This window comes from Citrobacter sp. C1 (assembly GCF_014596895.2).
GTDB lineage: Bacteria > Pseudomonadota > Gammaproteobacteria > Enterobacterales > Enterobacteriaceae > Citrobacter > Citrobacter gillenii.
Genome location: NZ_CP115035.1, coordinates 4,336,217 through 4,351,183, shown reverse-complemented (window position 1 = coordinate 4,351,183; position 14,967 = coordinate 4,336,217). Strand labels below are relative to the sequence as shown.

Here is a 14,967-nt window from a genome sequence, read left to right as displayed (position 1 = left end):
GTTATCCTCTAAAACCCGGTGGAATATGACTGTCAGGTTCGCTGACACTGTTAACATCACGTTTGGGCATTCCGCCATTGCTGGCCCGGCCAATTTGTACGCTACGCGCGAGTTTTTGCTGCCACTGAACATGGTGAAAGATCTTGCCTTCTGCCTGCCAGTAGGCCACAAACGCGGCCAGCTCTTCGGCGGTGACCGGTTCTCTGAGCGCGATGCCCCATAGCGCGGCCTGTCGCTGAAAGTCAGCATCGGGCTGCCAGTCAGCGTACATCGGAAATTTCCCCATCGGTACGGCAACAGGTGCCGCTTGCGGTTCTTCGTAAAATTGCGCATCCAACGTGATATCGCTTCCCGGACGTGACAGCTTCTCTTCGAGCGCCAGTAGTTCGGCCAGACGCGCAGGGGTTACGGCATAAAACGCGGGCGCATTATTGGCGAAAACGGCCACTGCGCCACCTGCTGACTTTGCCAGCACGGCCTGGTGATCGTGTAATAAGGCGTCAATACCGACGACGTCCGGAGTCAAAATTTTACAGGGCATAATGTTTCTCAATACTGAACAACAACCGAGAAGGGGACTGCTTTTATAGTAACACAGAGAAGAAGGAGAGAAGCAGGATGAGGGTGATTCCCCATCCGCTATGGTATTAAGCAGGTGCACCGTCACACGCGCGGGCGTTTGCGATACAGCCATAATCCAGGTACGGAAAGCCCGATGGACAAAGCCCCCACGATGGACGAGGCTTTCAGGAAGTTAGTCAGCAGGGTAATCATCAGCTCTTCGCTGTAACCGAAATGACCGATTTTTACCGCAGAGATCATCGCCGTGTATGCGGAGATCCCCGGAAACATGGGGATTACTGCCGCGACGGTAAAGACTTTCGGGTGCGCCAGATACCAGCGTGACCATTGGATCCCGATGCAGCCAATCAGTAATGATGCCATAAAGGTTGACCATTCGATATTGAGCCCCGCGGTCATCATCACCATGCGTGAACCGTGGCCAAGCGCGCCGAGCAGGGCACACCAGGGGAGCGCCCGATGCGGTACGTTAAAGACCATGGCGAATCCGACAGCCGGAATTGCAGACAGGATCATGTCCTGCAGCAGGGCAAAAATGAAATCAATTACACCCATCCGCGTAACCCCCACAGAGTCATCGACATCACTACGCCAACGCAGGTTGCTAGCGTGAGCAGGCTGGCAATGGCCCAGCGCGCCAGCCCGGTATTTATGTGCCCTTTAAACATATCTGCGACCGCGTTAATCAATGGGAAACCTGGAACCAGCAGCAGCACGCTGGCCGCCATGGCAACCGTCGGCGTGTGATTAAACGTCGGCAACGTCAGCAGCAGACCGGAAATGGTGGTGGCGACAAAAGCGGTGACGCAAAAGTTAATTTGCGGATGCAAATGCCGGGAGGCCAGAATCTGGCGGATATACATGGCAATCATGCTGGCAAAAAAGGTAATAACCGCCCCATCCCATCCGCCATTATTCAGCTTACAAAAGCAGGCGCAGGACAGGCCGACCATCAATGAAACCAGCCATCGAGGGTAGCGCAGCGGTTTAATCTGACTAAAGCGTTTCTCCACGCCTTTGCCGTCCAGCAGCTTATGCTCGGCCAAAATGACGATGTGCTGAACTTCGGTTACGACGTGCATATTGATGCCGCGATCCTGATTTTTTCGGGTCGATGTCAGGCATTGTCCGTCTTTAATGGTGGTCAGGACGATAGCATTAGAGGAGATGGCGCTTTCTACGCTATCCATACCAAGCGCCAGGCCGAGGCGGGTAGAGAGTTCGTCAACCAGCGCGCTTTCCGCTCCGTGTTGCAATAAAAATAGTCCGCATTGTATACATAACCGTGTAACCGTTCGCTGTGACGACTGCTCTGTTTGCATGGCTCGCTCTGACTGAAAAGATGCACTCTGGATAACGATTGTCTTCTTTTTATCATGAAGCATGATCCCGCTGGCTCTGGCTAAGATCAATCTTTGTGTTGAAAAAAGAGGCAGAGCGGTGAGTTTTGCCGATGTGCGGCTCTCTTTTCTATGCTATAGGGTTAACTTCCCTGGTGCGGTTATTCCTGTGTGCAGCAATTACGTAAGTAGCGCTAATAAATTAATGTAGATATTTTAATTGTACAATTAATGTTCCTCTAAGTGATTATGTCAGGATGGTTTTATAGTGTGATGCTATTAGGATTGTAGTGTCATCACTTTTTCATATATTTAAAATAAAAACCAAGGATAAACAATTCATACTGTCTATCTTTTTTACCTGCTGTCTTATTGTTTTTTTATTTATGAAAGAATTTCAGGTGAACAAGATTGCGGACAGGTGAATATGGAGGATTTATGTTGCCAGGACGCTGCAAGAACGCAATTATCATTAGTAAATTACCAATCATACAAACTGGGCTTAAAGGGGTGATGCAAGGGCAGTTCTCTGATTATGAACTGACGTATTGTCGCTCCGTAGAAGAACTAACTTTGCTGCAGTTGCGCTGCTCTGACCTGGTGATAGCCGACTTAACCAGGGACTGTAGTAATCCGCGTGCAATCTGCGATCAATACTATTCTTTACTGTCTCAATATCGCGATATCCACTGGGTTTTTCTCGTTTCACGCCTGTTTTATCCTCTGGCTGTTGAGTTGCTCATGTGTCCTGTCAGCTCACTCTTATCTGATGCGGAACCCATTGAGAGTCTGGTGAATGTTATTCATTCGGGAAATACCCGGGCCGAGAGAATCAGTAAGGTGCTGCTCTCTCCGCCAATTATCCCTGAATTACAGGATCACAGCGCTCGGTCAATTGTGCTCACCCTTTCTGAAAGAAAAGTGTTACGGCTACTCGGAAAAGGTTGGGGAATTAACCAGATTGCGATGTTACTAAAGAAAAGTAATAAAACAATTAGCGCGCAAAAAAATAGCGCGATGCGTCGTTTATCAATCCATAGCAATGCAGAAATGTATGCATGGATAAACAGTTCTCAAGGAGCACGAGAGCTGAACTTACCTTCAGTTTATGGAGAGACCACGGAATGGAAAGCAGAAATAACAAAAGCAATGTCGCACTGGTAGAAAAGTGCGCAATGAGTCGTGTAGGTATTAAGAGTTTATTTAATACCATGCCAGATAGCCCATACCATCTTTATCAGTTTTCTAATCAGCCGACCTTTAGCCAGGAAATGTTAAAAACGTCTTTTTCTGCGGTCATTTTTTCACTTTCAGCGTTAAGAGCGGATCGCCGCGCAGGGCTGGTCTACCTGACGGAACTGGCGGTCAATTACCCGCGTATCCGGCGCGTGGTGATCGCTGATGATGATGCGGAAGTGCGATTAATTAGCTCGCTTTCCCCGCTGCCGCTGGATGGGGTCATCAGCAAAGCATCATCATTGGATGTATTACAGGAAGGGCTACTCGCGGCCTTGAATTGCGCCAAACGGGGAATCGAAGGGACAAAAAATCACTGGTTTGTTAACCAAAACCGTATGTTAAGCCCTACTGAGCGCGAAATACTGCGTTTTATGTCGAATGGATACTCGATGCCGCAGATCGCCATTCAGCTTGAACGGAACATTAAAACCATTCGGGCGCATAAATTTAACGTGATGTCTAAACTGGGTGTGAATTCTGACGCCGGACTCCTGGATGCCGCTGATATTCTGCTGTACCTGCGTGCCGGGGAGCCAGCGCCTTTTCTCCATGCGGTTTCGTAACGGGGCGATTACGCGTGTGCCGGATTCACTCTCCGGCACCAGGGTGGGTATTCGTTACTGACAGACATCAACCCAGGTAGCAGAAGTCAGTTCAGCCATTCTGTCTGGCGTGATACGCACTGCGCTGTGCGTGGCTCCAGCTGCGGGAAGGACTTCAGCGTAATGCTTCAGGGAGATATCACAGTAGACTGAAATGGGGGTCTCCAGTCCAAAAGGGCAGACGCCACCAACCGGATGTCCCGTTGCGTTGACCACTTCATCACTACTCAGCATGCGGGCTTTCGCGCCAAACGTACCTTTTAGCTTCTTATTATCCAGACGGGCATCGCCTTTGGCGACGACCAGGATAATGTCATTTTTTACTTTTAGAGAAAGCGTTTTAGCGATCTGTCCGGGTTCAACATTGTGGGCTTTCGCTGCCAGATCGACGGTGGCCGTGCTCTGGTCCAGTTCAATGATTTCAATATCCGGGGCATGTTCCGCCAAAAATTGCCGTACTGATTGCAAACTCATTCTTCTCTCCCGATAGCGTACGCGCAGTTCTGCACGGCAGAAAACCGCATGGCGTAATTTGTCACAGGGGAAGCGTGGCTGTAAATATTTTATTGTTACAACAAAGCAACATCAGCAGGACGTTTAAGACGAGCGGCGAGGGGGAGGATTCTCGCTTATTTCAGCGTACAGTCGCCGCATTGCTGGACGTCTGGCAGACGGTAGCGCTGGCAGCAGGTTCTGCGGACTAACAGCCCGTCACGTGGCACCACGGTGCGCCAGAGTGGATTATCCTCGCCACAGGTGAGTTGTTTCTCAAAGAAGCAGGCCTGGCGCAACGCTGCCAGTAGTTCATCACCCAGCAGCGGCTTCATCTCTGTCAAATACCAGTGAATTAAGTATCCGGTATTGCTCCAGATAAGCTTGCCGTTAATCTCTCCCGTTGCTTCCAGCGCCCGGACAACCGGCGTCAGTGCAGAAAGAATCAGTGTTTCCATCCGCTGCTGTGGTGAGCGGGCGCTGGTCTGCCTGTCGGGGTGAACGTCTATCCAGAAGCAGGCTGCACGACCCGTTTCGTGAAACTCGACGTGCATATGTTCGGGTGCAACATCAATGGCGTCTTTTTGCGTCAGCAGCGCCACCATCAGCGGGGGCATCATCAGGCCGATATACCACTGTGCCCAGAGTGAAATCAGCGGTTTGTTTTCACGAGTTAACGTGGGCTGATTGCGATAGATATGATCGGAATAAACTGCCAGGAGTGAACGCAGCGTGGCGGGTTGGGCCCATTCATGCAGCGTCATGGCACCTTGTGGCGGTGTTTCATCAAGACGAATGAAGTCCAGTAGGTGCTCACGGGTTTGAGCAATGGTTGCACGCACTGAATCGGCCAGCGACGGCATCTCCGTAGGGAGGTGGCTGCGCCAGATGACATCTTCAACGATTTCAACGATCGGTGTGGAACGATAAGCCATAGCTATATAAGGATGTTAATCTAAATGATAATGATTGCTAATCCTATAGGCGAGGGCTGGCTATGGCAAGATCTTTGTCGTGGTGTCGGGAGGCAGCGCACGGATAGCGTAGGCAGGGGTTAGTTTATCCGCAGTTCATCGCTGACTAGCGTGTTATTGCGTCCCTGATTTTTGGCTTCGTAAAGGGCTTTATCCGCTTTGCTTATTGCGGCATCAATATCCTGATCCACCAACGGCGCAATGCCGATGCTGACGGTCACGTTGGTGGCCACGTTTTCGTTAAACATGTGGGGAATTTTAAGATCGTAGACTTTCTGGCGAATACGCTCGGCGGCGGCCTGTGCCTGCTGCGGATCGACTGCTGTCAGTAAAACCATAAATTCCTCGCCGCCAAAGCGTGCCACCACATCCCGTGAGCGTACGGAATCCCGAATGGCGGCGGAAACACGGATCAGCGCCTGGTCACCCATCATATGCCCGTAATGGTCGTTATAGGCTTTGAAATGGTCGATATCCAGCAGCAGCACGTAATGCTTCGCGTTGCTCAGGGCCAGCAGCGTATCGAGTCGGTGTTGCAGTCCCCGGCGATTATACAGCCCGGTTAACGGGTCGAGCATACTGAGACCGTTTAGCGTTTCCCGTTCTTCCAGTAGCTTGTACATCAGTTGCTGAGCAAAACCGTCATAGCGCTTTTGTATCACGTGCTGAATGGCGATCCCGGCCATCGGCAGCGCCATAAAATAGATCACGCGCAGTCCATGTTCGCTGCCGTTCAGCCACAAGCAGACGGCAACGGAGGGGAGTGAATGGAAGGTAAAGGCGATGATATTATTGGCAAAAGCAATTGATCCAATAAACAGTACGCTGAGCAGCGCTATCAATAGAAAAGAATAATCATTATGACCTAGTGCGTTATATTTCAAGGAAATATGTAATGCCCACAACAAGCCAAAAGCGAGTGAAATAAAAGGAAGATTAATTCGTTTATCCGCATATTTCCCATGCCATGCCAGCAACAGTGTACTCATCACGAGTATCGTCAACGCCGGTTCTGATAACGCTTTAACGGCAAAAAGTGGAAAAAAGAGTGTAAACAGTGCGGAGACTGCGTTGAGCAGCAGAAACAGTCGTAAAGAGAGTTGATATTTTTTGGTGCGTAGCGTTCGCCAGGATTGTACTGTCATAGGTAAATGTTGTTATTTATCTGCTATATACGAAGGTGTGTTGGTAAATAAAACAAATAACGAACGAGGTATCATTAGCCGGGGTCTTTATTGTTTTTAGTTGAAAAGCTAACCGGCGAGCAATTTATCACCTTAAATTATTCATGTCATCAATCGTTAAGTAAAACTCATATAATTGATAGTACTTCCCCGCTGACAAATGAGAAAATATATCATATGATATTGGTTATCATTATCAATGTCATAGGTGAAACCATGTTGCAACGTGCGCTGGGCAGTGGATGGGGTGTGCTGCTGCCGGGGATATTCATTGCGGGTCTGGCTTTTACTGACCTGTCAGTTCACGCATGGAAAGCGATGATTGTATTAGGATTACTGTTAACTTCACTGATGCTGTACCACAAGCGTTTACGGCATTATGTTTTACTGCCTTCATGCGCAGCAGTGATCGCCGGTGTGGTTCTGATGATGATGAACTGGAATCAGGGATGAACAAAGCAAGGAAGATAATCGAGAGGAAAATAAGATAATTGGTGCGAGGGGGGGGACTCGAACCCCCACATCCTAAGGACACTAACACCTGAAGCTAGCGCGTCTACCAATTCCGCCACCTTCGCACAGTCATCTTACTTTTTTTTGATATCGCCTCGTTGGTGCGAGGGGGGGGACTCGAACCCCCACATCCTAAGGACACTAACACCTGAAGCTAGCGCGTCTACCAATTCCGCCACCTTCGCCCAGTGCGAGCAATATCAAACGTGGATTATGGTGCGAGGGGGGGGACTTGAACCCCCACGTCCGAAAGGACACTAACACCTGAAGCTAGCGCGTCTACCAATTCCGCCACCTTCGCATACCATCGACACTCAAAAAGTATCGTTACCACGGAGGCGCATTCTAGTGGTTTTCAACTTTTCGTCAATAGCTAATTACGCGGTCTGGGTTGATTGGCGCAAAAACGGCCACGTACATGGCCGTGAGTGATTTCCGTTAGGCTTTCTTTGCCTGGCGGGTCATTACCGTGCGATACACCTTAAAACGACCGGTCTGGGCGATGACTTCATGGAAGCCAAACATCTCATCCAGAATTTTCGGGTACGGCAGGAAGGCGTTGGCCACAATACGCAGTTCACCGCCGCTGTTCAGATGACGCACCGCGCCGCGAATCAGAGTTTGTGCGGCATCGAGGCTGGTTTGCATCCCGTCGTGGAACGGCGGGTTGGAGATGATCATGTCAAAGCGACCGGTCACGTCAGAAAAAACGTTGCTGGCGAAGACATCGCCTTCAATTCCGTTTGCCGCAAGCGTAGCTCGGCTGGCTTCAACCGCGGATGCACTGACATCACACAGGGTCAGTCGCACTTTCGGTGAATGACTGGCTAAGGCTACGGAGAGAACACCCGCCCCGCAACCGACATCCAGCACTTTACCTTTGGTGTGCGGCGTCAGGGTTGAGAGCAGCAGTTGGCTGCCGACATCCAGGCCGTCACGGCTGAACACGCCCGGCAGCGTTTTGATGGTCAGGTTGTCGACGCTGTACTCGTCCCAGTATTTTTCGGCATCAAAGACCGGCTGTTTTTCCAGGCGACCGTGATAGAGACCACAGCGGCGTGCGCTGTCGATTTTATTCAGTGGCGCGAATTCGGCCAGCATCTGCTCCGCGCTGCGTACACCGCTGCGGTTCTCGCCAACGACAAAAATATCGGTGCCGACCGGCAGCAGCGACAGAATGTTCATCAGTTGGAACTGGGCTTCCGGCTTATTCTTCGGCCAGTAATAGATCAGCGTATCGCTGTCCGCAACGTCTTCGGCCTGGGCTACGAGGCTAAAGCGTACGTTATCGCCCATCTGGCGGTTTAACACCTGCCAGTGGTGGAGTTGTTGGGTATGTGCACGGTTGGCGGCACTTTCGAAGTGGGCAGGCAGGTCATCCTGCAAATCACCGGCAAACAGAATACGGCTTTGTTCGAAATCATCACTGTGGCGCAGCAAGACTTCACTTGCCGGGGTAAAAGCAGACATGGAATGCTCCTCAATTTATACAGGTTGCGATTATATACACAAAATCAGTCAAGCTGAATCAAGGCGTCCTGCGGGATGTCGTGTATCGTTGTTTGTTGGCGTAGATTCGACAGATTTGCTATATTTGCGCCCCTGATAGACAGGAGTGTTTCGCTATGACATCCCGACGAGACTGGCAGTTACAGCAACTGGGCATTACGCAGTGGTCGCTGCGCCGTCCTGGCGCACTGCAAGGGGAGATCGCGATTTCCATTCCTGCGCACGTCCGTCTGGTGATGGTCGCGGCGGAGCCACCCGCGTTAACCGAACCGTTGATGAACGATATTTTACGCGCATTGACCGTCAGTGCGGATCAGGTTTTACAACTGACGCCAGACCGTGTCGCCATGCTGCCGCAAGGCAGTCGCTGTAATAGCTGGCGGCTGGGAACCGAAGAGCCTCTGCAACTGGATGGCGCTCAGGTCACCAGTCCTGCGTTTAATGAATTACGGGAAAACCCAGCGGCACGCGCCGCCTTATGGCAACAAATCTGCGCATATGAACACGATTTCTTCCCTCAATCCGACTGATTTACCCGCAGCATTTCAGATTGAAAAACGCGCCCATGCTTTTCCATGGAGCGAAAAAACATTTGCCAGCAACCAGGGCGATCGCTATCTCAACTATCAGTTAACCGTTGATGGAACGATGGCCGCCTTTGCGATAACGCAGGTCGTGCTGGATGAAGCCACGCTGTTCAACATTGCCGTCGATCCTGATTTTCAGCGACGGGGACTGGGACGTGAGCTACTGGAGTACCTGATCGACGAGCTGGAAAAACGCGGCATTCTGACGCTGTGGTTAGAAGTTCGCGCCTCGAACGCTGCGGCGATTGCGCTGTACGAAAGCCTGGGCTTTAACGAGGCGACGATCCGCCGCAATTACTACCCGACAGCCGACGGCCACGAAGACGCCATTATTATGGCATTGCCAATCAGTATGTAAGACAAGGTGTAATGATGAAGAAGTGGGACTGGATTTTCTTTGATGCCGACGAAACGCTGTTCACATTTGACGCGTTTACCGGCCTACAGCGGATGTTTCTTGACTACAGCATTACCTTTACCGCTGAGGATTTTCAGGACTACCAGGCCGTGAATAAACCGCTGTGGGTGGATTATCAAAACGGTGCGATCACCTCATTACAACTGCAGCATGCCCGTTTCCTGAGCTGGGCTGAGCGTCTGAACGTGCCGCCTGGGTCGCTCAATGATGCGTTTATTAATGCGATGGCAGAAATCTGCTCTCCGTTGCCAGGTGCGGTGTCGCTGCTGAATACGATTCGTGGCAAAACGAAAATCGGTATTATTACCAACGGGTTTACCGCGTTGCAGCAAATCCGTCTTGAGCGCACCGGTCTGCGCGATTACTTTGACCTGATGGTTATTTCTGAGCAGGTTGGTGTAGCAAAACCCGACCCGCGTATTTTTGATTATGCGCTGGAGCAGGCGGGCAATCCCGAACGCTCCCGCGTGCTGATGGTGGGTGACACGGCGGAGTCCGATATTCTGGGTGGCATCAATTCCGGGCTATCAACCTGCTGGCTAAATGCGCACCAACGCGAACAGCCGGCGGGCATTCAACCGACCTGGACCGTGGCTTCATTAAGCGAACTGGAACAACTCCTGTGTAAACACTGATTGCCTCCCCCCCATTGATGGGTAAAATAGCCGCAATTTTTCGTATTCAACATGCGTGACGTAGAGCCGCGCTTACTCAAGAAGATTGAACTATGACGTTGTCTCCTTATTTGCAAGAGGTGGCCAAACGCCGCACCTTTGCCATTATTTCTCACCCGGATGCCGGTAAAACGACGATCACCGAAAAGGTGCTGTTATTCGGACAGGCAATCCAGACCGCCGGTACCGTTAAAGGCCGCGGCTCTAACCAGCACGCGAAATCAGACTGGATGGAGATGGAAAAGCAGCGTGGTATCTCTATTACCACCTCTGTGATGCAATTTCCGTATCATGACTGCCTGGTAAACCTGCTGGATACCCCAGGGCACGAAGACTTCTCGGAAGATACCTACCGTACGCTGACGGCGGTGGACTGCTGCCTGATGGTTATCGACGCCGCGAAAGGTGTAGAAGACCGTACCCGTAAGCTGATGGAAGTAACGCGTCTGCGCGATACGCCGATCCTGACGTTCATGAACAAACTCGACCGTGATATCCGCGATCCGATGGAGCTGCTGGATGAAGTCGAAAACGAACTGAAAATTGGCTGCGCGCCAATTACCTGGCCGATTGGCTGCGGTAAATTGTTCAAAGGTGTTTACCACCTGTATAAAGACGAAACTTATCTGTACCAGACCGGTAAAGGTCACACTATTCAGGAAGTCCGTATTGTTAAAGGCCTGAATAATCCGGAGCTGGATGCCGCCGTCGGTGAAGACCTGGCGCAGCAGCTGCGCGACGAGCTGGAACTGGTGCAGGGCGCGTCTAACGAGTTCGACCAGGAATTGTTCCTCGCCGGTGAAATCACTCCGGTGTTCTTCGGAACCGCGTTAGGTAACTTCGGCGTTGACCATATGCTTGACGGTTTGGTGGAGTGGGCGCCTGCGCCTATGCCGCGCAAAACCGACACCCGCATCGTTGAGGCATCTGAAGAGAAATTCACCGGTTTTGTGTTTAAAATTCAGGCCAATATGGACCCGAAACACCGCGACCGCGTGGCGTTCATGCGTGTGGTTTCCGGCAAGTACGAGAAAGGCATGAAAATGCGTCAGGTGCGCATTGGTAAAGACGTAGTGATCTCTGATGCGCTGACCTTTATGGCGGGTGACCGCTCTCACGTGGAAGAAGCCTACCCGGGCGATATCCTCGGTCTGCACAACCACGGCACCATTCAGATTGGCGACACCTTTACCCAGGGTGAGATGATGAAGTTCACCGGTATTCCGAACTTCGCGCCAGAACTGTTCCGTCGTATTCGCCTGAAAGATCCGTTGAAGCAAAAACAGCTGCTGAAAGGGCTGGTACAGCTGTCTGAAGAAGGTGCGGTGCAGGTCTTCCGTCCAATTGCCAACAACGACCTGATCGTCGGTGCCGTTGGTGTGCTGCAGTTTGACGTCGTCGTTTCCCGCCTGAAAAGCGAATACAACGTTGAAGCGATCTACGAATCGGTCAACGTGGCGACCGCGCGCTGGGTAGAATGCTCAGACGTGAAGAAATTCGAAGAGTTTAAGCGTAAAAACGAAATTCAGCTGGCGCTGGATGGCGGCGATAACCTGACCTATATCGCCCCGACCATGGTTAACCTGAACCTCACCCAGGAACGTTATCCGGACGTGACGTTCCGTAAAACTCGCGAACACTAATCGACCTTCCAGGGTGCGGCTTATGCCGTGCCCTGCGACTTTCCCAGCCTTATTAATCCCTTACGGAATGTTCTTAAATCCCGCACTTTTTCCTCATTTTGCCTATTTTTTGACCATATTTGTCTGCGGCATCAAAATTGTGATCTATATTTAACAATGTGATGACATAAATATCGGCTTTAAATTCTACGTTACTTTCTCATCTTAGTTGTTTTAGCTGATATTTATTTTGATTACGAGATTAGTTGCTGGCTCAGCCCGATAAGCGGCAGAGCATCGATATGAGCAAAAAAAGGATTAAATCGATGACAATGACAAAACTGAAGATCTCAAAAACGCTGCTGGCTGTGATGCTGACGTCTGCTGTTGCCACGGGGTCTGCATTTGCAGAAAACGCGACCACCGATAAAGGGCAATCCGGTCTTGAAAGCGCAGGGCAGAAAGTCGATAGCTCGATGAATAAAGTCGGCGATTTCATGGATGACAGCTCCATTACCGCAAAAGTGAAAGCCGCGCTGGTCGATCACGAAAGCATTAAGAGCACCGATATCTCGGTTAAAACAGACCAGAAAGTGGTCACGTTAAGCGGATTTGTTGAAAGCCAGGCGCAGGCAGAAGAAGCGGTAAAAGTGGCGAAAGGCGTTGAGGGAGTTACCTCCGTGAGCGACAAACTGCACGTGCGTGACAGCAAAAGCACTTCTGTAAAAGGCTATGCGGGCGATACGGCAACCACCAGTGAAGTCAAAGCCAAATTGCTGGCTGATGACATCGTTCCTTCTCGCAAAGTGAAAGTGGAGACCACCGATGGCGTGGTTCAGCTTTCAGGCACCGTTGACTCACAGGCGCAAATCGAGCGCGCTGAGAGTATCGCCAAAGCCGTTGATGGCGTGAAAAGCGTTAAAAACGACCTCAAAACTCAGTAATTCGACTTAATTCGCCAACCTGATATTTGTCGGAAGGCGCGTTGTGCACCACACTAAAATATCGCAATGGGCGGCCTGAGCGCCCATATCAAGCGGTTGACATTAACTATGGTAAAGGAGAAGCGTATGTTTCGTTGGGGCATCATATTTCTGGTTATCGCGTTAATTGCCGCCGCTCTGGGCTTTGGTGGACTGGCGGGTACCGCTGCAGGTGCAGCGAAAATTGTCTTCGTGGTGGGGATTATCTTGTTCCTGGTCAGCCTGTTTACCGGGCGTAAACGACCCTAGTTGGTAAACCGTAAAGAAAAATTGCTACTCAGCCAGTCCAGCGGACTGGCTTTTACGGTTTTAGTGATACGTAATTTGCGTTACTTTGTCGCTCTATCATAAAAAAAACAGGAAGGCAGAGGTGGGGCAGAGAATACCCGTCACGCTCGGTAATATTGCGCCGTTATCGTTACGTCCGTTTCAACCCGGCAGCATGGCGCTGGTGTGCGAGGGCGGAGGGCAAAGAGGCATTTTTACCGCGGGCGTGCTGGACGAGTTTATGCGCGCGCAGTTTAATCCTTTTGATCTCTTCTACGGGACGTCCGCTGGTGCGCAAAACCTGTCGGCCTATCTCTGTAACCAGCCAGGTTACGGGCGCAAAGTGATTATGCGCTACACCACCCGACGTGAATTCTTTGACCCGGTGCGGTTTGTGCGCGGGGGAAATCTCATCGATCTCGACTGGCTGGTAGAGGCCACCGCCGCGCAGATGCCGCTGGCGATAGACCATGCCGAACAGTTATTTGCCGCGGGAAAAGCGTTTTACATGTGCGCCTGTCGCGGAGATGACTACACGCCGGGTTATTTTTTGCCGAACCGACAAAACTGGCTCGACCTTCTGCGTGCGTCCAGCGCCATTCCTGGATTTTATCGTAGCGGGGTAGCGCTGGACGGCGTGAACTATCTGGATGGTGGGGTCAGTGACGCCATCCCCGTTCAGCAGGCGGTAAAGCAGGGGGCGAAAACGCTGGTGGTGATCCGCACCGTGCCCTCGCAAATGTACTACACCCCGCAGTGGTTCAAACGCATGGAACGTTGGCTGGGGGAAAGCAGCCTGCAACCGCTGGTCAATCTGGTGCAGCATCATGAGGCCAGCTACCGCGCCATTCAGAGTTTTATTGAAAAACCGCCGGGTAAGCTGCGTATCTTTGAGATCTATCCGCCCAAGCCGCTCCACAGTATGGCGCTGGGAAGCCGAATTCCGGCCCTGCGGGAAGACTATAAAACCGGACGCCTGTGCGGACGTTACTTTTTGGCGACCGTCGGTAAACTGTTGGCGAAAAACACACCGTTGCCCCGCCAGACGCCGAAGATTATGGTGCCTGGACCGGTGGTGGTCCCTCCGGCACCGGTTGCCAACGATGCCCTTATACCGGTGGTGGCCGATGCACCTCAGGCCAACGACACGACGTTTAGCCATGAGGATCTGGCGTGAGCTATCGGTTTATCGATACGCATTGTCATTTTGATTTTCCGCCGTTCACCGGCGACGAACCTGCAAGCATTCAGCGGGCAATTGAAGCCGGTGTGAGCCGCATTATTGTGCCGGCGACCGAGGCGGCGAACTTTTCCCGCGTGCTGGCGTTGGCGCAAACCTACCCCCCGCTATTTGCAGCTCTGGGTTTACATCCGATTGTGATTGAACATCATGACGATGATGCCCTAGACCAGTTGCAACAGGCGCTGGAAAAGCGTGTACAGAAGGTGGTGGCGGTAGGGGAGATAGGACTGGATTTGTATCGTGATGATCCGCAGTTCGACAAGCAGGAAAGGATGCTGGACGCGCAGCTTCAACTGGCGAAGCGCTACGAACTGCCGGTGATCCTGCATTCACGACGTACTCATGACAAACTGGCGATGCACCTTAAGCGCCATGCGCTACCGCGTACCGGCGTAGTGCATGGCTTTGCCGGGAGCTTGCAGCAGGCGGAACGCTTTGTGCAGCTGGGATATAAAATTGGCGTGGGCGGAACCATTACCTATCCCCGTGCCAGCAAAACGCGCGAGGTGATGGCGCGGCTGCCGCTGGGATCTTTGCTGCTGGAAACCGATGCGCCGGATATGCCGCTCAACGGCTTTCAGGGTCAGCCCAATCGCCCGGAGCAGGTCACCAGGGTGTTTGAAGTATTATGTGAGCTGCGCCCGGAGCCCGCAGAGGTCATCGCCGAGGCGTTGTATCGCAATACGACGACGTTGTTTAATGTTTGACTGCGGGCGACGCCGCTTGTAGGCCGGATAA

General features: G+C 51.7%; 18 protein-coding genes and 3 tRNA genes. 11 read left to right on the top strand and 10 right to left on the bottom strand.

Translation table 11 applies throughout. The features are described from left to right. Nucleotide 1: 1 nt before the first annotated feature. The 3 genes from dnaT to IB214_RS20870 form a co-directional block, all read right to left on the bottom strand. On the bottom strand, nucleotides 2–541 hold the full coding sequence (gene dnaT / locus IB214_RS20880; RefSeq protein ID WP_096758422.1) for a primosomal protein DnaT: 540 nt from the start codon (nucleotides 539–541) through the stop codon (nucleotides 2–4). Between the two features lie 122 nt (nucleotides 542–663). Further along, a complete protein-coding gene (locus tag IB214_RS20875) occupies nucleotides 664–1,137 on the bottom strand; it encodes a threonine/serine exporter (protein ID WP_096758421.1) in 474 nt (157 codons plus the stop codon). Then, on the bottom strand, nucleotides 1,128–1,904 hold the full coding sequence (locus IB214_RS20870; protein ID WP_138140550.1) for a threonine/serine exporter ThrE family protein: 777 nt from the start codon (nucleotides 1,902–1,904) through the stop codon (nucleotides 1,128–1,130). Before IB214_RS20870 ends, IB214_RS20875 begins: the two co-directional genes overlap by 10 nt. A gap of 456 nt (nucleotides 1,905–2,360) precedes the next feature. Here IB214_RS20870 and IB214_RS20865 point away from each other — a divergent pair, with 456 nt between their 5' ends. Further along, complete coding sequence (locus IB214_RS20865) at nucleotides 2,361–3,086, top strand: LuxR C-terminal-related transcriptional regulator (RefSeq protein WP_117342363.1); 726 nt, start codon at nucleotides 2,361–2,363, stop codon at nucleotides 3,084–3,086. Continuing rightward, entirely contained in the window at nucleotides 3,047–3,724 is a 678-nt protein-coding gene (gene bglJ / locus IB214_RS20860) for a DNA-binding transcriptional activator BglJ (protein ID WP_117342362.1), read from the top strand. The genes IB214_RS20865 and bglJ overlap by 40 nt, the downstream gene beginning before the upstream one ends. A gap of 54 nt (nucleotides 3,725–3,778) precedes the next feature. On the opposite strand, the gene IB214_RS20855 is transcribed toward bglJ, so the two are convergent. The 3 genes from IB214_RS20855 to IB214_RS20845 form a co-directional block, all read right to left on the bottom strand. Next, on the bottom strand, nucleotides 3,779–4,237 hold the full coding sequence (locus IB214_RS20855) for a YbaK/EbsC family protein (RefSeq protein WP_115259534.1): 459 nt from the start codon (nucleotides 4,235–4,237) through the stop codon (nucleotides 3,779–3,781). Between the two features lie 155 nt (nucleotides 4,238–4,392). Beyond that, complete coding sequence (fhuF, locus tag IB214_RS20850; RefSeq protein ID WP_117342361.1) at nucleotides 4,393–5,190, bottom strand: siderophore-iron reductase FhuF; 798 nt, start codon at nucleotides 5,188–5,190, stop codon at nucleotides 4,393–4,395. A 119-nt stretch (nucleotides 5,191–5,309) separates the two neighbouring features. Next, nucleotides 5,310–6,374 (bottom strand): diguanylate cyclase, encoded by a 1,065-nt coding sequence (locus IB214_RS20845; protein WP_115259532.1) that lies wholly within the window; start codon nucleotides 6,372–6,374, stop codon nucleotides 5,310–5,312. Between the two features lie 255 nt (nucleotides 6,375–6,629). On the opposite strand from IB214_RS20845, the gene IB214_RS20840 reads away from it, so the two are divergent. Next, on the top strand, nucleotides 6,630–6,866 hold the full coding sequence (locus IB214_RS20840) for a DUF1435 domain-containing protein (RefSeq protein WP_223240169.1): 237 nt from the start codon (nucleotides 6,630–6,632) through the stop codon (nucleotides 6,864–6,866). A gap of 39 nt (nucleotides 6,867–6,905) precedes the next feature. Here the strand turns inward: IB214_RS20840 and IB214_RS20835 are convergent. From IB214_RS20835 to rsmC, 4 genes are all read right to left on the bottom strand, one after another. After that, nucleotides 6,906–6,991, bottom strand: a tRNA-Leu gene (locus IB214_RS20835). 34 nt (nucleotides 6,992–7,025) lie between these two features. Beyond that, nucleotides 7,026–7,111: transfer RNA gene (locus tag IB214_RS20830), tRNA-Leu, on the bottom strand. 29 nt (nucleotides 7,112–7,140) lie between these two features. Then, nucleotides 7,141–7,227 (bottom strand) — tRNA-Leu (locus tag IB214_RS20825). A gap of 137 nt (nucleotides 7,228–7,364) precedes the next feature. Next, nucleotides 7,365–8,396, bottom strand: a complete 1,032-nt coding sequence (gene rsmC / locus IB214_RS20820) for a 16S rRNA (guanine(1207)-N(2))-methyltransferase RsmC (protein ID WP_115259530.1) — start codon at nucleotides 8,394–8,396, stop codon at nucleotides 7,365–7,367. A 155-nt stretch (nucleotides 8,397–8,551) separates the two neighbouring features. On the opposite strand from rsmC, the gene IB214_RS20815 reads away from it, so the two are divergent. The 8 genes from IB214_RS20815 (at nucleotide 8,552) to IB214_RS20780 (ending at nucleotide 14,936) form a co-directional block, all read left to right on the top strand. After that, nucleotides 8,552–8,965 (top strand): DNA polymerase III subunit psi, encoded by a 414-nt coding sequence (locus IB214_RS20815; protein WP_096758412.1) that lies wholly within the window; start codon nucleotides 8,552–8,554, stop codon nucleotides 8,963–8,965. Next, nucleotides 8,934–9,380, top strand: a complete 447-nt coding sequence (gene rimI, locus IB214_RS20810) for a ribosomal protein S18-alanine N-acetyltransferase (RefSeq protein WP_096758411.1) — start codon at nucleotides 8,934–8,936, stop codon at nucleotides 9,378–9,380. Before IB214_RS20815 ends, rimI begins: the two co-directional genes overlap by 32 nt. 14 nt (nucleotides 9,381–9,394) lie before the next feature. After that, complete coding sequence (yjjG, locus tag IB214_RS20805) at nucleotides 9,395–10,075, top strand: pyrimidine 5'-nucleotidase (protein WP_117342359.1); 681 nt, start codon at nucleotides 9,395–9,397, stop codon at nucleotides 10,073–10,075. 92 nt (nucleotides 10,076–10,167) lie between these two features. Next, entirely contained in the window at nucleotides 10,168–11,757 is a 1,590-nt protein-coding gene (gene prfC, locus IB214_RS20800) for a peptide chain release factor 3 (RefSeq protein ID WP_115259529.1), read from the top strand. 305 nt (nucleotides 11,758–12,062) lie between these two features. Then, nucleotides 12,063–12,680, top strand: coding sequence for a molecular chaperone OsmY (osmY, locus tag IB214_RS20795; RefSeq protein WP_115259528.1), 618 nt, complete (start codon nucleotides 12,063–12,065; stop codon nucleotides 12,678–12,680). A gap of 126 nt (nucleotides 12,681–12,806) precedes the next feature. Continuing rightward, entirely contained in the window at nucleotides 12,807–12,968 is a 162-nt protein-coding gene (locus tag IB214_RS20790; RefSeq protein ID WP_003019081.1) for a DUF1328 family protein, read from the top strand. A gap of 121 nt (nucleotides 12,969–13,089) precedes the next feature. Continuing rightward, complete coding sequence (locus IB214_RS20785; protein ID WP_117342358.1) at nucleotides 13,090–14,163, top strand: patatin family protein; 1,074 nt, start codon at nucleotides 13,090–13,092, stop codon at nucleotides 14,161–14,163. Next, nucleotides 14,160–14,936, top strand: a complete 777-nt coding sequence (locus tag IB214_RS20780) for a metal-dependent hydrolase (protein ID WP_117342357.1) — start codon at nucleotides 14,160–14,162, stop codon at nucleotides 14,934–14,936. Before IB214_RS20785 ends, IB214_RS20780 begins: the two co-directional genes overlap by 4 nt. The last annotated feature ends 31 nt before the right edge of the window (nucleotides 14,937–14,967 follow it).

Excerpts from the sequence above, each read along its gene's own strand:
- dnaT (WP_096758422.1), bottom strand. The coding sequence starts at position 541 with ATGCCCTGTAAAATTTTGACTCCGGACGTCGTCGGTATTGACGCCTTA.
- IB214_RS20875 (WP_096758421.1), bottom strand. The coding sequence starts at position 1,137 with ATGGGTGTAATTGATTTCATTTTTGCCCTGCTGCAGGACATGATCCTG.
- IB214_RS20870 (WP_138140550.1), bottom strand. The coding sequence starts at position 1,904 with ATGCAAACAGAGCAGTCGTCACAGCGAACGGTTACACGGTTATGTATA.
- IB214_RS20865 (WP_117342363.1), top strand. The coding sequence starts at position 2,361 with ATGTTGCCAGGACGCTGCAAGAACGCAATTATCATTAGTAAATTACCA.
- bglJ (WP_117342362.1), top strand. The coding sequence starts at position 3,047 with ATGGAAAGCAGAAATAACAAAAGCAATGTCGCACTGGTAGAAAAGTGC.
- IB214_RS20855 (WP_115259534.1), bottom strand. The coding sequence starts at position 4,237 with ATGAGTTTGCAATCAGTACGGCAATTTTTGGCGGAACATGCCCCGGAT.
- fhuF (WP_117342361.1), bottom strand. The coding sequence starts at position 5,190 with ATGGCTTATCGTTCCACACCGATCGTTGAAATCGTTGAAGATGTCATC.
- IB214_RS20845 (WP_115259532.1), bottom strand. The coding sequence starts at position 6,374 with ATGACAGTACAATCCTGGCGAACGCTACGCACCAAAAAATATCAACTC.
- IB214_RS20840 (WP_223240169.1), top strand. The coding sequence starts at position 6,630 with ATGTTGCAACGTGCGCTGGGCAGTGGATGGGGTGTGCTGCTGCCGGGG.
- rsmC (WP_115259530.1), bottom strand. The coding sequence starts at position 8,396 with ATGTCTGCTTTTACCCCGGCAAGTGAAGTCTTGCTGCGCCACAGTGAT.
- IB214_RS20815 (WP_096758412.1), top strand. The coding sequence starts at position 8,552 with ATGACATCCCGACGAGACTGGCAGTTACAGCAACTGGGCATTACGCAG.
- rimI (WP_096758411.1), top strand. The coding sequence starts at position 8,934 with ATGAACACGATTTCTTCCCTCAATCCGACTGATTTACCCGCAGCATTT.
- yjjG (WP_117342359.1), top strand. The coding sequence starts at position 9,395 with ATGAAGAAGTGGGACTGGATTTTCTTTGATGCCGACGAAACGCTGTTC.
- prfC (WP_115259529.1), top strand. The coding sequence starts at position 10,168 with ATGACGTTGTCTCCTTATTTGCAAGAGGTGGCCAAACGCCGCACCTTT.
- osmY (WP_115259528.1), top strand. The coding sequence starts at position 12,063 with ATGACAATGACAAAACTGAAGATCTCAAAAACGCTGCTGGCTGTGATG.
- IB214_RS20790 (WP_003019081.1), top strand. The coding sequence starts at position 12,807 with ATGTTTCGTTGGGGCATCATATTTCTGGTTATCGCGTTAATTGCCGCC.